Below are 14902 nucleotides of genomic sequence, written 5' to 3'. Positions count from 1 at the left end.
AAAGTCGACCCTAGCCGAAAACCCAGCGGCGGTTCAGCGGGAAAACGATGACCGGCGTGGCGAACACCATCAAGGGAATCGGCCACCACTCGGCACCACCCAGCCGATGCACCATCAGCCACACCCAGAGCGCGTTCAGACCCAGCCCGAACACCGCCACGACAAGAAAGCGAAAGCGGCGGGCGTTCGGATTGGTCCGGCTGCCGTGACTTCGAAAGGTGAAGCGGCTGTGGAAGGTGAAGCCGATCACCACGGAGAGGCACCAGGCGATGAAGTTGGCGGCCTGCTCCGGCACGCCGGCCAAGGCGGCCAGCAGCCAGTAGACGGCCGCGGCGAACACCGTCACGCCGAGGCCGGTGATGCCATAGCGCACGATCTGCCAGAGGAGCGCGCGATCCCGCAACAACCCCGCCAGCCCCACCTTGTTCAAACGCGCCCCCGGCTTGCCCTTTGCTGTGGCGGCGATAATGCGGGCGGCGGGCGAAGGGCAAGGGCGGACGCCGGATGAACGACTTGCGGCGCTTGGCCGACCGGCACTGGATCGCCATCGTCGGCGTCATCTTCCTCGCCGCCGCCACCTATCTGATCTGGGTCAAATGGGGCGCGATCCAGCGCTTCGGCCTGACCGACACCGACGACAACATGCGCATGTCGCAGGTCCGCGTCTGGCTTGGCGGTCAGGGCTGGTACGACCTTCGCCAGTACAAGATGGACCCGCCCGGCGGCGCGAACATCCACTGGAGCCGCGTGGTGGACCTGCCGATCGCCGGGCTGATCCTGATCGCCCGCCCGTTCCTCGGCTTCTTCGGGGCGGAGAAGTTCGCGGCCGCGCTCGCCCCCCTGATCCCGCTCGCCCTGACGATGTTCGCGATGGCGGTGACGACCCGCCGTCTCGTCTCTCCCCTCGCCGTTCTGCTCGCACCGGTGCTGCTGATCTGCGGCGCTTCGGCGCTGTCGATGTTCTCTCCTCTCCGCGTCGATCATCACGGCTGGCAACTGACCTGCCTCGCCTGGACCATCGCCGGCATCGCCGACCGCGATCGGGTGCGCGGCGGCGTGACTGCGGGGCTGGCATCCGCTCTGTCGCTGACAATCGGGCTAGAGTTGCTCCCCTACGTGGCGATGGCCGCTGCCGCGACGGCGTTGCGCTGGGCGCTGGATCGGGAGGACGCACCCAGGCTGACCGCCTATGGCGCGGCGCTGGCTGCGGGGAGCGCGGCAGGGTTCATGCTCTTTGCTTCCTACGCCAATCGGCCACCCGTCTGCGACGCGCTGTCGCCCGTCTGGCTGTCGGTGGCCCTGCTTGGCGGCGGGTTGCTGGTCTTCATCTCCCGCCTCTCCGTTCCGCATCCCGGCGTGCGCCTGACGCTGGCGGTGGTCGTTGGCCTGACGGTTGCCGGTTTCTACGTTGCGCTTTGGCCGCATTGCGTCGGGATGCTGGAAGGAATCTCGCCCAAGCTGAAGCGGGACTGGTTCGATCATGTGCGGGAGGCGCGGCCGCTCTACGTTCAGGACTGGCGACGGATCGTCACCCTGCTCGTCATGCCGCTCCTTGGCCTTGCCGGCGCGGCGCTGTCGGCCTGGCGCCGCCGGGGCAGCCCCGACTTCATACCCTGGGCGGTCGTCGCGCTTTGGACGCTCTGCTCCCTGCTCCTCCTCCTCTGGCAGATGCGCGCGGCGGCGAGTGCTCAGGTCCTTGCAATCCCGGGTGTCACGGCGCTCGCCTTCCTGGTCGTGCCCTGGATCATGCGGGCGGATGTCATGGTCGTCCGCGTTCTCGGCGTGGCGGCGGTCTTCGCGCTCCTCTCCGGCACGGCGGTGAACCTAGTTATCGATCGCATTCCGGCCAAGCCGGTCGGAGAGACGCGCAAGAAGGTCAATCTTGCCAACCGACGCTGCCCAACGCTCTCCGCCCTGCGCCCGATCGCGAAACTTCCGGCGCAAACCGTGCTCACCTTCGTCGATTTCGGCCCGCGCCTCATCACGGTGACCCACCACCGCGCTATAGCGGGTCCCTATCATCGCAACGGCGAGGCGATCCTCGACGTACAGCGCGCCTTCCGAGGCAACTCGGAGGATGCGCTCGCCATCGCCCGAAAGCATGGCGCGACCCTGCTGCTGATCTGCCCCTACTATTCCGAGTCGACGATCTACGCGAAGGAGAACCCGAAGGGCTTCTATCGCCAGCTGATGCGCGGCGATGTGCCCGGCTGGCTTAGCCCGGTCGACCTGCCGAAGAACTCGCCCTTCAAGGCATGGCGGATCGCGCCTTCGATCTGATCACCCGGCCGGATGCATCTGCTTCCCTTGGCGGCGGAGCCAGCGTGCTCGGAGCCGGGCATCGCGGACCAGCGAGGCTGGCAGCTCAGTCAGGCCGCGCAGGCCCGAGACGGTCCCCAGATTGCGTGCGACCCGGCGCGTTTCGAACCAGACCTGATTGATCATCTCCCGCCGCTCGATCTGCCCCTCCTCCTGCACAAGCGAGAGGCGGTGGAGCGCGTAGAGGCCGAGGAGACCAGCGATCAGGAAGTAGAAATCCCAGCTGGAGAGCATGACAGGGGAGATCAGCTTTACTCCTTCCGGGCTGGTCCAACGCAGCAGGAGGTCGAAACGCCGGGCGGCGAAGAAGTCCGCGAACAGCCCACCCAAAATCGGTGCGATGCCGGCGGCGAGTGAGCTGGCGAGCGCGCTGGTGGCAACATAGGCCGTAGCCTCGCCCTTCGGACTGAGCTTGAGCGCGATGTTCGCCGTAGCGAGGGTGACGCCCGCCACGGCAGCGCCCATCAGCATGTGAAGGCCGATCAGGTAGATCATCCCCGCCATGCTGTTGCCCAGCTGTGACGCGCCGATCATCCCGACGATCGAGAGGATGTAGGTGGGCGCGGCAACCGCCAATACCGACTTGTGCGCGAAGCGGTCGCTGAGCGCGCCCCAGCTGCGGAGGGTGAGAAGGTTGGCGATCTGGCTGACGACGCTCAGCACCATGACGAAGGTCATCTCGAAACCGAGCTGGCGGACGATGAAGACAGTGAAGAAGGGCGTGGCGAGGTTCACCGAGAACTGCCAGCTGGCGAGGAAGTGGATCAGGCGACGAAAGTTGCGGTCGGCCAGGGGCGCGGCGAACAGGTCGCGCAAGCGAATGCTCTCCGCAGGCCGAGGGGGCATGCAGGGTTCCGGCATGCGGGCGACGACGAACGCGCTGGCCAAACCCGCCGCGCAGCCCACCAGATAGAGCCCGGCGAAGGCGATCGCGCGGAGGTTCGATCCGGCGGCGGTGCGGTCCAGCAGGAACGCGGCGGCAAGGCCTGCCAGCAATGTGACGGACGTGGTGTAGACGGTGCGCCGCGCGAACACCTCCCCCAGCCGCTCCTGCGGGGCGAGGTCGCGAAGCCAGGCATTCCAGGCGCAGGTGCCGACAGCGCTCATCGCGCAGAGCACGAACTGGCCGACGATCACGGCAGTGATGGCAAGAGCAGACGGCAGGAAAACCGCAAGCGCCATCAGGATCAGCATGGACCGCCCGATAAGGCTGCTGAACACCGCTATCGCCTTGCGGGTGCGCAGTCGCTCGACGAGCAGCACGGCGGGCGCCTGCAGCAACTGGCCGAGGAAGGGGGCGCTGGCGAGGATGCCGACCGTGAGGTTCGACGCACCGAGGTACAGCGCAAAGGCGGTCAGGATCACGCCGCTGGTCAAGGCGGCGGTCGCGCTGGAATAGCCGGCCTCGTAGATCAGCTTGCGCAGCCCAGCCGCGCGCTCCGCCTCACTGACTTCGACTTGGGGAAGAAGAGCGCGCAGCACGGCTACGTCAAACCGCCCGCGCCGCGCACGTCATCCAGCTGTCGTGGATCATCTGCGAAGCTCCTGCTGTCCAAAAGGCCGCAAAGCTTGGAAGGGAGCGAGGTTCCGCCCGAGATCAGGCGGGCGGCTTGATCCTGGAGCCCAGGTTCGCGAGCACCGAGCGGGCGTCGAAGGCGCGCGGGTTGTCCGCCGGCTTGGTACCGCGTCCGAGCACGATCTCGGCCGTGGCCTCGTACCGGTCGACGGTGCGGATATCCATGTTGTCGCCCCAGAAGGGATCGCCCAATACGGGTCCCAACCACGCCAGCCGAAGCCCGCGCCACGATAGCGCCAAGCCGGACCCCAATAACCATACGGACCTGTCGCGAACGGCCGATCCACATAGGTGTTGCTGTGGCGATCGGTGTTCCGGTCCGCCATGACGAACCAGTCGAATCCGCGATCCACCGCCAGCTGCGCGCTGCGGTAGAGCAGGTAGGTTTCCACAGTCTCCCGCGAGGTCATGCTGTTGCCGGCGAAAGTGACGCGGAAGCGATTGTCCTCGATCTGCTGATCGCTGTAGCCACCCGCCGATGGCCGGTTCTGCGCCAGCGGCTGATAGGGCGTCGCGGTGGTGCAGCCGATGAGCGGCAAGGTGAAGAGACCGAGCGCCGCGGCGCCATTGCGGATGAGCTTCGATGACATGCAAGCCTCTCGAGAGGGATCGGCGCGGTAACCTGTCGGGTGCATCGGAGTTCCGCCGCTTTATTGTCGTTGCATCGGCGTCACAAAGAACAGGTACATAGCTTAACTCTTGATAGAAGCTCCGCGGAAGTAAAATAATCGGACAAGAGCCGGAACAGGCATAAAACCCGTATGTTCTGAGGCCTCCCCACACAACGGAGTTATGCCGATGTTCATGCACAACAAGCGGCTCCAGTACACCGTGCGCGTGTCGGAGCCGAACCCGAAGCTTGCCACCCTGCTTCTCGAACAGTTCGGCGGCGCGGACGGAGAGCTTGCCGCCGCGATGCGCTATTTCACGCAGGGCCTCGGCGAGGATGATCCCGGCCGCAAGGACATGCTGCTCGACATCGCGACCGAGGAACTCAGCCATCTGGAGGTGATCGGGTCGATCGTCGCCATGCTGAACAAGGGTGCCAAGGCGACCTTGTCGGAAGCGCAGAAGAGCGAGGCCGAACTCTACCAAACGATCGGCGCGTCCGGCACCAGCGCCAAGGAGAGCCTGCTGTTCGGTGGCGGGCCTGCCCTGATCGATTCGGCCGGCGTGCCGTGGACGGCAGCCTATGTGGACAGCCGGTCCGAGCCGACGGTCGACCTGCGGTCGAACATCGCCGCGGAGAGCCGGGCAAAAATCGTCTATGAGCGATTGATCAACATCACGGACGACCCCGGCATCAAGGAAGCGCTCGGCTTCCTGATGACGCGCGAGGTGGCGCATCAGAAGTCGTTCGAGAAGGCGCTCTACTCGATCGAAGACAACTTCCCGCCGGGCAAGTTGCCGGGTATCGCCAAGTTCGCGAGCGTCTATGTCAACACTTCCCAAGGTGTCGGCGACGTGGAAGGTCCGTGGAACTCCGGCGAGCAGTGGCAGCGCGTGGATGACATCCCCGGCAGCCTGCCCTTCGACGAGGGTGGCGACGGGACGGCGTCCGTCACGCTGAGCGGGGACGAGAAGGACGCGTATGACCGCATGACCGTCCGCCTCGCATCCGACCCTGCGGCCGATCCGCTGACCGGTGCCGACCTGGGTGCCGGGCCCGGTGCCGGCCTGACGACCAACGGCGACAAGGGCGGTGCGACGGACATCAAGGAAGCGGCCGCCAAGGCCGACGCACTCGCCCCGCGTTGACCGACCAGGGGGCGATCATTGCCGGTAGCGTGGGGAGCCTGCTTGCCGGGCTCGCCACCGCCGTCGGTGCCCTGCCGATCCTGTCGATCGGCCGACCGACCGAAGCCCAGCAGAACCTTATGCTGGGCTTCGCGGCAGGCGTCATGCTCGCCGCCTCCTTCTTCTCGCTGATCATCCCCGGCATCGAACAGGCCGAGGCGCAGGGTGCCACCCGCGCCGTGGCGGCGGGCATGGTCGTAGCGGCCATCATGCTGGGCGGCCTTGTGCTCAGCCAGCTGAACGCCATCGTGCCGCCGCTCGATCGCCTCGGCCTCGGGCCGACCGGCATTGCGGAGGCCCGGTTCCGCCGCATCTGGCTGTTCGTGGCGGCGATCACGCTTCACAACTTCCCCGAGGGCTTGGCCGTCGGCGTCAGCTTCGGCGGCGGCGACATGAAGGCCGGGATGACCACGGCCATGGGAATCGGCCTCCAGAACATGCCGGAGGGTCTGGCGGTGGCGGGTGCGCTGGCCAGCCTCGGCTATTCGCGCCGGACCGCCCTTCTCGCCGCTTTGGCCTCGGGGCTGGTCGAACCGGTGGCGGGCACCATCGGCGCGGCCATCGTCACCCTTTCCCAGGCGCTGCTGCCCTGGGGCCTCGGGTTCGCGGCGGGCGCGATGATCTATGTCGTCGCGTCCGAGATCATTCCCGACACGCATAGCCGGCTGGGCGGCAGCCGGGCGAGTTTGGGGCTGATGTCGGGCCTCGGCCTGATGCTGATACTGGACGTCACGCTGGGGTAAAGCGCGCGGCCTAGCCAAGGCTGGCCCTGATCCCGTCGATTACGAACTGTGCCGCGAGCGCCGCGAGGATGACGCCGAGGAGGCGCGTGATCACCGCTTCGGCCTTTGCGCCGATCAGCTTCATGATCGCGCCCGCCGCGAGAAGGGATGCGAGGGTGGCGAAGAGCACCACTGCGAGGGCGGCGAGAACGACGCCGATCTCCTCCGGCCCTTCCCGCCGCGAGGTCAGCAGCATGGCGGAGGCGATCGAGCCCGGGCCGGCGATCATCGGGATCGCCATGGGGAAGATCGAGATGTCGTCCGGCGCGCGGGTCTTGACCTCTTCCGCGCGGCTCTCCCGCCGCTCAGTACGCTTCTCGAACACCATTTCGAGCGCGATGAGGAAGAGCATGATGCCGCCGGCGATGCGAAACGCGTCGAGGCTGATGCCGATCAGGCGGAGGAACGCCTCTCCCACCAGCGCGAAGAACAGCAGGATGAGTGCAGCTACGAAAACGGCGCGCACGGCCATCGCGCGGCGATGGGCGTTGCTGGTCCCGCCCGTCAGGCTGGCGAAGATCGGCGCGCAGCCCGGCGGATCGATGATGACGAAGAAGGTGGCGACAGCCGAGATGAACAGCTCGATCAAAGGCCTTCGACCTCGAACGGCAGACCTGCATGTCGGTGCGCGGCGACGAGGGTATTGCGGAGGAGGACGGCGATGGTCATCGGGCCGACGCCGCCGGGGACGGGCGTGATCGCCGCGACATGGGGGAGTGCGCCGGCGAAATCGACGTCGCCGACCAGCCGGGTCTTGCCCTCTTCTTCCGCCGGGACGCGATTGATGCCGACGTCGATGACGGTGGCCCCGGGCTTGATCCAGTCGCCCTTGATCATCTGCGGACGGCCGACCGCCGCCACGATGATATCGGCGCGGCCGATCACGGCAGGGAGGTTGCGGGTGCGTGAGTGGGCAATGGTGACGGTGCAGCTTTCGCCGAGGAGAAGCTGCGCCATCGGCTTGCCGACGATGTTCGACCGGCCGATCACCACCGCGTCGAGGCCGGAGAGATCGCCCAACCGATCCTTCAGCATCATCAGGCAGCCGAGCGGCGTGCAGGGCACGAAGCCGTCTAGACCGGAGGCGAGGCGGCCGGCATTCTCCGGGTGGAAGCCGTCCACGTCCTTGTCGGGCGCGATGGCGGCGATCACCGCGCGTTCGTCGATCTGCTTCGGAAGGGGCAGCTGGACGAGGATGCCGTCCACCGCGCCGTCGGTGTTCAACCGCTCGACCAGGGCGATGAGGTCGTCCTGGCTGGCCTCGGCGGGGAGGCGATGCGCGAAGCTTTCCATGCCCGCTTCGCGCGTCGCCTTACCCTTGGAGCGGACGTAGACGGCGCTCGCCGGATCCTCCCCGACCAGCACGACCGCGAGGCCCGGCGCGCGGGCGGCCTTGGCGCGGAAGGCGGCGACACCCTCCGCCACCCGCGCACGAACCTCGGCTGCGAAGGCCTTGCCGTCGATGATCTCGCCCGTCGTCATCAGTACGGAGCCACCATGGTGCGCATGGCGTTCGGCAGCAGGATGTTCTGGATGATGTAGATCAGCAGCAGCACAATCAGCGGCGAGAAGTCGAGCCCGCCGAAGTCCGGCAGGATGCGGCGGAACGGCCGGTAGAGCGGCTCGGTGATCCGATCGAGCGCGACCATTACGTTGCGGATGAACGGGCTGTGCGTGTTGATGACGTTGAACACCACGAGCCAGGACAGGATCGCCTGGATCATGATGATCCACCAGAGCACGGTCAGCAGGAGATCGATGATCTGGTAGAGGGTGACGAGAACCATTGGATTCCTCTTGTGGCGAGCGGCCAACCTAGGCGCGGGCGAGCTTCAGGACAACGGCGCGATGCGGGCGGTTGGGTGCGCGGAAGTTTGCCAAGTTTGCGCTACGTCACGCCGGGAATCGCTTCGTTCGGCGTGGCGGAGGTGGCGTTAAGTTGTGAAAGTTGCGGATCGCAGCGAGCCTCATATCCCACACGCCCGTTCGCGCTGAGCCAGTCGAAGCGCCAGTGATACGGTCGGCACAGGCCCTTCGACAGGCTCTGGGCGAACGGCGTAGGAGCGTGTCGTACCGGCATGAACAGACGGTAGCGCATCGGCGAGCCTGTACGACAGAGATACGCGCCGTCCCGGCCGAGTCTTATCCCGCCCGCACCAAAGTCCCCGCGCCGCGCTGGGTGAAGAGTTCGAGGAGCATGGCGTGGGGGATGCGGCCGTCGAGGATGACGGCGGCGTCCACGCCCGCCTGCACAGCGTCCACGCAGGTCTGCACCTTGGGGATCATGCCGCCGGTGATGGTGCCGTTGGCGCGCAGGAACTCGACGTCCTGCGGCACGAGGTCGGTCAGCAGGTTCTTGCTCTTGTCGAGCACGCCGGGCACGTCCGTCAGCAGGAACAGCCGCGACGCCCCGAGCGCGGAGGCGAGCGCGCCCGCCATCGTGTCGGCGTTGATGTTGTAGGTCCAGCCGTCCTGACCGATGGCGATCGGGGCGACCACCGGAATCATGCCAGCGGCGGTCAGCGTGTCGATGACGGTGCGGTCGACATGGGTGGGTTCGCCGACATAGCCGAGGTCGACGTGACGCTCGATGCCGATGTTGCGATCGGCCTCGGTGCGGGTGAGCTTGGTGGCGGTGACGAGCCAGCCATCCTTGCCGGAGATGCCGACCGCACGGCCGCCGGCGGTGCCGATCCAGCCGACGATCTCCTTGTTGATCGATCCGGCAAGGACCATCTCGGCGATGTCCGCCGTCTCGGCATCCGTCACGCGCAGCCCGTCGACGAAGCGGCTCTCGACACCCAGCCGCTTCAGCATGGCGCCGATCTGCGGACCGCCGCCGTGGACGACGACGGGAAGGATGCCGACCGCCTGGAGCAGCGTCACGTCGGCGGCGAACTGGCGCGCCTTGTCCGGATCGCCCATCGCGTGACCGCCATATTTGATGACGAAGGTCTGGCCGCGGTAGAGCTGCAGATAGGGCAGCGCCTCCGTCAGCGTCTCGGCCTTGGCGAGCAGTTCGGACTGGGGGGTGTTCGCGTCGATCATGCGCGCGCCTTTAGGGGAGCGATGCGGCTATAGGAAGCGGCCGTGACATTCCTCCCCCCGGAGGGGGAGGGGGACCGCCGCAGGCGGTGGAGGGGTAGGTGCCGCACATGCGGGCGGTGGCACTTGCGGCACCTACCCCTCCACCAGCTTCGCTGGTCGCCCTCCCCTTCCAGGGTAGGATCTTACGTCACCGCGTCGGCACGGGTTCCGGGCCGGAATAGTCGTAGAAGCCTCGTCCGGTCTTGCGGCCCAGCCAGCCGGCTTCGACATACTTCACCAGCAGGGGCGCGGGGCGGTATTTGGGGTCGCCGAAATCCTCCTGCAGAACCTTCAGGATCAGCAGGATGGTGTCGAGGCCGATCATGTCTGCAAGGGTCAGCGGGCCCATCGGGTGGCCGAGGCCGAGCTTCACGCCCTTGTCGATGTCCTCGATCGAGCCGACACCCTCGCCAAGCGCGAAGAACGCCTCGTTGAGGAGCGGCAGGAGGATGCGGTTGACGACGAAGCAGGGCGAGTCGTTGGCGAGGACGGTCTCCTTGCCGACCTTCTGCGCGAAGGCCTGGGCGGCGGCGACCGTCTCGTCCGAGGTGGCGAGGCCGCGGATGATCTCCAGCAGCGGCATCAGTGGCACGGGGTTGAAGAAGTGCATGCCGATGAAGCGGGCGGGATCGGGCGACGCCTGGGCGAGGCGCGTGATCGAGATCGAGGAGGTGTTGGAGGCGAGGATGGCGGAGGCGCCGAGCACCTTGCCGACATCGGCGAAGATCGTGCGCTTGATATCCTCCCGCTCTGTCGCGGCCTCGATCACCAGATCGGCGGCGGACATGGCGGTGAGATCGCCGACGGGCTTGATGCGGGCGAGGGTCGCGTCGCGGGTGGCGGCTTCGAGCTTGCCCTTGTCGACCTGGCGGTCGAGGAGCTTGGCGATCCCGGCCTTGCCCTTTTCGGCGAGAGCCAGCTCGCGGTCGGAAAGGACCACGTCGAGGCCGGCCGCCGCGCTCACCTGCGCAATCCCCGCGCCCATCTGACCCGCACCGATCACGCCGACTGTCTTCATCGCAGAACTCCCCTGATTGTGGGGCGGGGATTGGGGGAAATGAGGGAATGAGGCAAGGGCGGATGGCATCCTCCCCCCGCAAGGGGGAGGATCGTTTTACGGCGCAGTGCGTGGCGGCTGCGCTTCGGCGAGGATGATCGCGAAGAGGCCCTTGGGATCGGTCCATTCCTTCAGCGGGGCCCAGCCGCCGGCGCGGAGCAGGAGGCGGGCGTCGCGGAGGCCGTATTTGTGGCTGTTCTCGGTGTGGATGGTCTCGCCCGCCGCGATCTCGAAGCGCTCGCCGGCGACGGTAAGGGCGATGTCGGCGCGGGCCTGCAGGTGCATCTCGATGCGCGAATGGTCGTCATTCCAGATCGCACGGTGGCGGAAGGCATCGACGGGGATGTCGCCGCCCAGCTCCCGGTTGATGCGGTGGAGGAGGTTGAGGTTGAAGCGGGCGGTGACGCCCGCCGCATCGTCATAGGCGGGGATCAGCACCTCCCGCCCCTTGAGCATGTCGAAGCCGATCAGCAGCATCGAGCCGTAACCGAGGCTCTCCAGCATGGCGCGGAGCAGGTTGACCGCGGTCAGCGGCACCATGTTGCCGATGGTCGAGCCGGGGAAGAAGCCGAGCTTCGGCAGCTTCGCCACGCCGTCGGGCGGGACGATCGGGTGCATGAAGTCGGCCTCCAGCGGGATCACCGGCAGGGTCGGGAAATCGCGCGCGAGGGCGGCGGCAGATTCGCGGAGGAACTCGCCCGAGATGTCGATGGGGACGTAAGCCGCCGGTTCGATGCAGCCGAGGAGATGTGGCGTCTTGGTGGAGGAGCCGGAGCCGAATTCGATGACCGCGCGACCGGGGCCGACCAGGGCGGCGACATCCTCGCACCGATCCCGGAGCAGCGCGCTTTCGGTGCGCGTCGGGTAGTATTCGGGAAGGCGGGTGATCTCCTCGAAGATCGCGGAGCCTTCGTGATCGTAGAGCCAGCGGGCGGGAATGGCCCGCGGTCGGGAGGCGAGGCCGGAGAGGACGTCGGCGCGGAAGGCGGTGTCGGCCCTGGCGGGGATCTTCTCCAGCAGCATGTCAGATGTCCTTGGCAAGGCGGAGGCCGGTGAACTGCCAGCGCTGATGGGGGTAGAAGAAGTTGCGGTAGCTGGCGCGCGAATGGCCGCGCGGGGTGGCGCAGGACGCGCCCTTCAGCACGAACTGGCCTGACATGAACTTGCCGTTGTATTCGCCGACCGCACCCTCCGCCGCGCGGAAGCCGGGATATGGGAGATAGGCGCTTCCGGACCATTCCCAGACCTCGCCGAAGAACTGGCAATCGGTGCCGCGCTGCGCCTGTGGGCGAACGGGTCCGGCGGCATCGAGCTGGTTGCCGGCGAGGGGGTCGGCGCTGGCGGCGGCGGTCTCCCACTCGGCCTCGGTCGGCAGGCGGGCACCGGCCCAGCGGGCATAGGCCTCGGCCTCGTAATAGGAGATATGGGTGACGGGCGCGCCGGGGCGGATGGGGTGGAGACCGTCGAGCGCGAAGCTCAGCCAGTCATCGCCATGTCGCCGCCAGTAAAGCGGGGCGTCCACCCCCTCCCCGCGCACCCAGGCCCAGCCGTCCGCCAGCCAGAGTTCGGGGCGGGTGTAGCCGCCATCGGCCATGAACGCGCGCCATTCATGGTTGGTGACCGGGCGATCGGCGATGGCGTGGGGGTGGAGGAGGGTGCGGTGGCGCGGCCCCTCGCAGTCGAAGTGGAAGCCGTCGCCCGCATGACCGATCTCCACCACGCCGCCGGGATGCTCGATCCAGCCGATCGGACCGGGCATCGGCGAGGCGGCGGCGCGGGGATGATCCCAGACCGGATCGGCCAGCGGGTTCTCCGCGAAGGTGGCGAGGATGTCGGTGAGGAGCAGTTCCTGATGCTGCTGCTCATGGTTGATGCCGAGTTCGATGAGGGCGAGCGCCTCTGAGGGCAGGTCGGCGGCGATCAGGGCCTGATCGACATGCGCGCGCCAGGCGAGGATCGCCTCGAGCGTGGGCCGAGTGAGCATACCGCGCCGGTCGCGCGGGTGGCGCGCACCCTCCGCCTCGTAATAGCTGTTGAAGAGATAGGCGTAGCGATCATCGAACGCGCGGTAGCCGGGGACGTGATCGCGCAGGACGAATGTCTCGAAGAACCAAGTGGTGTGGGCGAGGTGCCATTTGGCGGGAGACGCGTCCGGGTTGGGCTGAACGGTAGCGTCGGCATCCGAGAGCGTGGCGACGAGGGCGACGCTGAGCGCGCGCGTGGCCACGTAGCGGTCCAGCAGCGTGCCGGACGCGAGGCGGGGTTCGGATTGTAGCGAGGCCATCCCGGGGGTGTAACGAACGGGTTGGGGGATGGTTGCTGGTCTCAATCCTCCCTGAGCTTGCTCGGGGAGGGGGACCGCGACGCGAAGCGGCGTGGTGGAGGGGCCGGCGCAACGGTGCTTCGCACCCCCCCTCCACCATGCTGCGCATGGTCCCCCTCCCCATCTTCGATGGGGAGGATTTAACTGCGCGTTGCGCCGGGGACCCAGAGGATGTCGCCCCTGCCCGCCGCGTTGATCGCGCGGCCGAGGACGAAGAGGTGGTCGGAGAGGCGGTTGATGTAGGCGAGCGCCTGGGGGTTCAGCGCGACTTCCGCCGAAGCGGCGACGGCGGCGCGTTCGGCACGGCGGACGACGGCGCGGGCGAGATGGACGTGGGCCGCCGCCGGATCGCCGCCGGGAAGGATGAAGCTGCGCAAGGGGCCTAGCGCCTCGTTCATCGCGTCGATCTCCGCCTCCAGCCGCTCGACCTGGACGGCGGTGATGCGGAGCGTCATCTCGTCCGGCTCGAACTGCTCGCCCGGTGTGGCGAGGTCTGCGCCGAGATCGAACAGCTCGTTCTGGATGCGGGCGAGCGTGGCGCGATACCCCTCGTCCGTCACATGGAGGAGGGCGACGCCGACGATGGAGTTCGCCTCGTCCACATCGCCGATCGCAGCCATGCGGGCGTCCGCCTTCGACACGCGCGAACCGTCCACAAGGCCGGTCGTGCCCGCGTCGCCCGTGCGGGTGTAGATGCGGTTGAGCTTGACCAAGACTCGCGCCTTAGCCCCGCGTGGAAATCAGAATCAGGACGATCACCACGACGGCGAGCGCCTGGAACATGATGCGCTGACGCATCGCCTTGTTCTGCCGCACGCCCGAGTTGCTGACGCCGGTGCCGAGCAGGTCCTGCTCGGTCGTCTTGAGGAAGATAACGATGCCACGGACCAGCGCGACGACTGTCGCGATCATGGCGAGGATGAGGAGGATGACGAGGAAGGTCTGCATGGCCGGTATCTAGGCGCTCGCGAGGCCAAATCCAACCGGAACCTGCCCGCGCCGGAGCGCGCGGACCAGCGCCATCGGATCGGCCCCGCCTTCCCTCAGCGCAGCGATCGTCGGGGCGTTGTCGCGCTTGGCCAGGCGCCGCCCGTCCGGTCCGGTAAGGAGGGGATGGTGGTGGTAGCGCGGGGTCGGCAGGCCGAGCAGCGCCTGGAGGAGGCGGTGGACGTCGGTCGCGGCGAACAGGTCGAGCCCTCGCACGATGTCCGTCACGCCCTGCGCTGCGTCGTCGATGGTGACGGCGAGGTGGTAGGAGGCGGGTGCGTCCTTGCGGGCGAGGACGACGTCGCCATGGGCGGCGGGGTCGGCGGTGATCCAGCCGGCGGTGGAGTCGTGCCAGCGCAACCGATCGTTCGTCATGCCAGCGGGGGCTGGCATCGGGTGGTCCTTCGAACCCGAGCGGTCACAGTCTTCACTAGGACGACGAACCAGGGACAAGGCCGCCCCAACATCCAGTCGCCAGGCATGGGACTCTCCCGCCGCGATGCGTCGGGCCGCCTCCGCCGGGTCCAGCCCGCGACAGGTGCCCGGATAGACTGCGCCCTCCCGTCCATGCGGCGCGCTCGTTGCGGCTGCGATGTCGGCGCGGGTGCAGAAGCAAGGGTAGAGGAGGCCCCTGCCCCGAAGCCCATCCAGCGCATCGGCATAGACTGCGACACGTTCGGACTGGCGCCAGACCGGACCCTCGGGGTGGAGGCCGAGCCAGTCGAGATCCTCCACGATCCCCCCGACATACTCCTCGCGCGTGCGGCCGGGATCGATGTCCTCGATGCGCAGGATGAAGCGGCCGCCCGCCGCCTTGGCGAGATCATGGGCGCGAAGCGCGGAATAGGCATGTCCCAGATGGAGACGTCCGGTCGGGCTCGGCGCGAAACGAGAGACCAGCGTCATTGCTGGAATACATCGATCTGCAACCGAAACGTCATGGCCGGCCATCATGGTTAACGCGCGCCATCGCG

Annotated in this window: 16 protein-coding genes and 1 pseudogene; 3 read left to right on the top strand and 14 right to left on the bottom strand. The window is 67.4% G+C overall.

Features of this window, described 5'->3' with window-relative positions:
• Positions 1-10: 10 nt before the first annotated feature.
• On the bottom strand, positions 11-421 hold the full coding sequence (locus ACM608_RS02875) for a GtrA family protein (protein ID WP_419685068.1): 411 nt from the start codon (positions 419-421) through the stop codon (positions 11-13).
• 83 nt (positions 422-504) lie between these two features.
• On the opposite strand from ACM608_RS02875, the gene ACM608_RS02870 reads away from it, so the two are divergent.
• Entirely contained in the window at positions 505-2280 is a 1776-nt protein-coding gene (locus ACM608_RS02870) for an AcrB/AcrD/AcrF family protein (protein WP_419681716.1), read from the top strand.
• Here ACM608_RS02870 and ACM608_RS02865 read toward each other — a convergent pair whose 3' ends face one another.
• Together ACM608_RS02865 and ACM608_RS02860 are read right to left on the bottom strand one after the other, a co-directional pair.
• Positions 2281-3801, bottom strand: a complete 1521-nt coding sequence (locus ACM608_RS02865) for an MFS transporter (protein ID WP_419681714.1) — start codon at positions 3799-3801, stop codon at positions 2281-2283.
• 115 nt (positions 3802-3916) lie between these two features.
• Positions 3917-4485 (bottom strand): annotated as a pseudogene (locus tag ACM608_RS02860) (CC0125/CC1285 family lipoprotein).
• 208 nt (positions 4486-4693) lie between these two features.
• Here ACM608_RS02860 and ACM608_RS02855 point away from each other — a divergent pair.
• Positions 4694-5653, top strand: coding sequence for a manganese catalase family protein (locus ACM608_RS02855; RefSeq protein WP_419681712.1), 960 nt, complete (start codon positions 4694-4696; stop codon positions 5651-5653).
• Between the two features lie 29 nt (positions 5654-5682).
• Entirely contained in the window at positions 5683-6435 is a 753-nt protein-coding gene (locus tag ACM608_RS02850; protein ID WP_419681710.1) for a ZIP family metal transporter, read from the top strand.
• A gap of 10 nt (positions 6436-6445) precedes the next feature.
• Here ACM608_RS02850 and ACM608_RS02845 read toward each other — a convergent pair whose 3' ends face one another.
• From ACM608_RS02845 to gluQRS, 11 genes are all read right to left on the bottom strand, one after another.
• Positions 6446-7063 (bottom strand): MarC family protein, encoded by a 618-nt coding sequence (locus ACM608_RS02845; protein WP_419681708.1) that lies wholly within the window; start codon positions 7061-7063, stop codon positions 6446-6448.
• Positions 7060-7956 (bottom strand): bifunctional methylenetetrahydrofolate dehydrogenase/methenyltetrahydrofolate cyclohydrolase FolD, encoded by an 897-nt coding sequence (gene folD, locus ACM608_RS02840; RefSeq protein ID WP_419681707.1) that lies wholly within the window; start codon positions 7954-7956, stop codon positions 7060-7062. The genes ACM608_RS02845 and folD overlap by 4 nt, the downstream gene beginning before the upstream one ends.
• The gene (locus tag ACM608_RS02835) at positions 7956-8261 is read right to left on the bottom strand and encodes a YggT family protein (protein WP_419681705.1); all 306 of its coding nucleotides are present in this window, start codon (positions 8259-8261) and stop codon (positions 7956-7958) included. The genes folD and ACM608_RS02835 overlap by 1 nt, the downstream gene beginning before the upstream one ends.
• Positions 8262-8362: 101 nt before the next feature.
• Positions 8363-8572, bottom strand: coding sequence for a hypothetical protein (locus tag ACM608_RS02830; protein WP_419681703.1), 210 nt, complete (start codon positions 8570-8572; stop codon positions 8363-8365).
• A gap of 44 nt (positions 8573-8616) precedes the next feature.
• Positions 8617-9522, bottom strand: coding sequence for an acetylglutamate kinase (gene argB / locus ACM608_RS02825; RefSeq protein ID WP_419681701.1), 906 nt, complete (start codon positions 9520-9522; stop codon positions 8617-8619).
• Between the two features lie 187 nt (positions 9523-9709).
• Positions 9710-10579 carry a 3-hydroxybutyryl-CoA dehydrogenase gene (locus ACM608_RS02820; RefSeq protein ID WP_419681700.1) on the bottom strand — a complete coding sequence of 290 codons (870 nt, stop codon included), beginning with the start codon at positions 10577-10579 and terminating at the stop codon, positions 9710-9712.
• Positions 10580-10675: 96 nt separating this feature from the next.
• Positions 10676-11641, bottom strand: a complete 966-nt coding sequence (gene egtD / locus ACM608_RS02815; RefSeq protein WP_419681698.1) for an L-histidine N(alpha)-methyltransferase — start codon at positions 11639-11641, stop codon at positions 10676-10678.
• A 1-nt stretch (position 11642) separates the two neighbouring features.
• Positions 11643-12902, bottom strand: a complete 1260-nt coding sequence (egtB, locus tag ACM608_RS02810) for an ergothioneine biosynthesis protein EgtB (protein WP_419681696.1) — start codon at positions 12900-12902, stop codon at positions 11643-11645.
• A gap of 179 nt (positions 12903-13081) precedes the next feature.
• Complete coding sequence (locus ACM608_RS02805; RefSeq protein WP_419681694.1) at positions 13082-13654, bottom strand: cob(I)yrinic acid a,c-diamide adenosyltransferase; 573 nt, start codon at positions 13652-13654, stop codon at positions 13082-13084.
• 10 nt (positions 13655-13664) lie between these two features.
• Positions 13665-13889 (bottom strand): twin transmembrane helix small protein, encoded by a 225-nt coding sequence (locus tag ACM608_RS02800; protein WP_419681692.1) that lies wholly within the window; start codon positions 13887-13889, stop codon positions 13665-13667.
• A 9-nt stretch (positions 13890-13898) separates the two neighbouring features.
• Complete coding sequence (gene gluQRS, locus ACM608_RS02795) at positions 13899-14834, bottom strand: tRNA glutamyl-Q(34) synthetase GluQRS (RefSeq protein ID WP_419681690.1); 936 nt, start codon at positions 14832-14834, stop codon at positions 13899-13901.
• Positions 14835-14902 lie beyond the last annotated feature (68 nt).

The organism is Sphingomonas sp. ID0503, from assembly GCF_048565625.1.
Lineage (GTDB): Bacteria > Pseudomonadota > Alphaproteobacteria > Sphingomonadales > Sphingomonadaceae > JBLZUR01.
Note: the sequence above shows the minus strand (reverse complement) of the source record. Positions and strands in the feature narration are given on the sequence as shown.

Excerpts from the sequence above, each read along its gene's own strand:
- ACM608_RS02870 (WP_419681716.1), top strand. The coding sequence starts at position 505 with ATGAACGACTTGCGGCGCTTGGCCGACCGGCACTGGATCGCCATCGTC.
- ACM608_RS02855 (WP_419681712.1), top strand. The coding sequence starts at position 4,694 with ATGTTCATGCACAACAAGCGGCTCCAGTACACCGTGCGCGTGTCGGAG.
- folD (WP_419681707.1), bottom strand. The coding sequence starts at position 7,956 with ATGACGACGGGCGAGATCATCGACGGCAAGGCCTTCGCAGCCGAGGTT.
- ACM608_RS02835 (WP_419681705.1), bottom strand. The coding sequence starts at position 8,261 with ATGGTTCTCGTCACCCTCTACCAGATCATCGATCTCCTGCTGACCGTG.
- ACM608_RS02830 (WP_419681703.1), bottom strand. The coding sequence starts at position 8,572 with ATGCGCTACCGTCTGTTCATGCCGGTACGACACGCTCCTACGCCGTTC.
- argB (WP_419681701.1), bottom strand. The coding sequence starts at position 9,522 with ATGATCGACGCGAACACCCCCCAGTCCGAACTGCTCGCCAAGGCCGAG.
- ACM608_RS02820 (WP_419681700.1), bottom strand. The coding sequence starts at position 10,579 with ATGAAGACAGTCGGCGTGATCGGTGCGGGTCAGATGGGCGCGGGGATT.
- egtD (WP_419681698.1), bottom strand. The coding sequence starts at position 11,641 with ATGCTGCTGGAGAAGATCCCCGCCAGGGCCGACACCGCCTTCCGCGCC.
- egtB (WP_419681696.1), bottom strand. The coding sequence starts at position 12,902 with ATGGCCTCGCTACAATCCGAACCCCGCCTCGCGTCCGGCACGCTGCTG.
- ACM608_RS02800 (WP_419681692.1), bottom strand. The coding sequence starts at position 13,889 with ATGCAGACCTTCCTCGTCATCCTCCTCATCCTCGCCATGATCGCGACA.
- gluQRS (WP_419681690.1), bottom strand. The coding sequence starts at position 14,834 with ATGACGCTGGTCTCTCGTTTCGCGCCGAGCCCGACCGGACGTCTCCAT.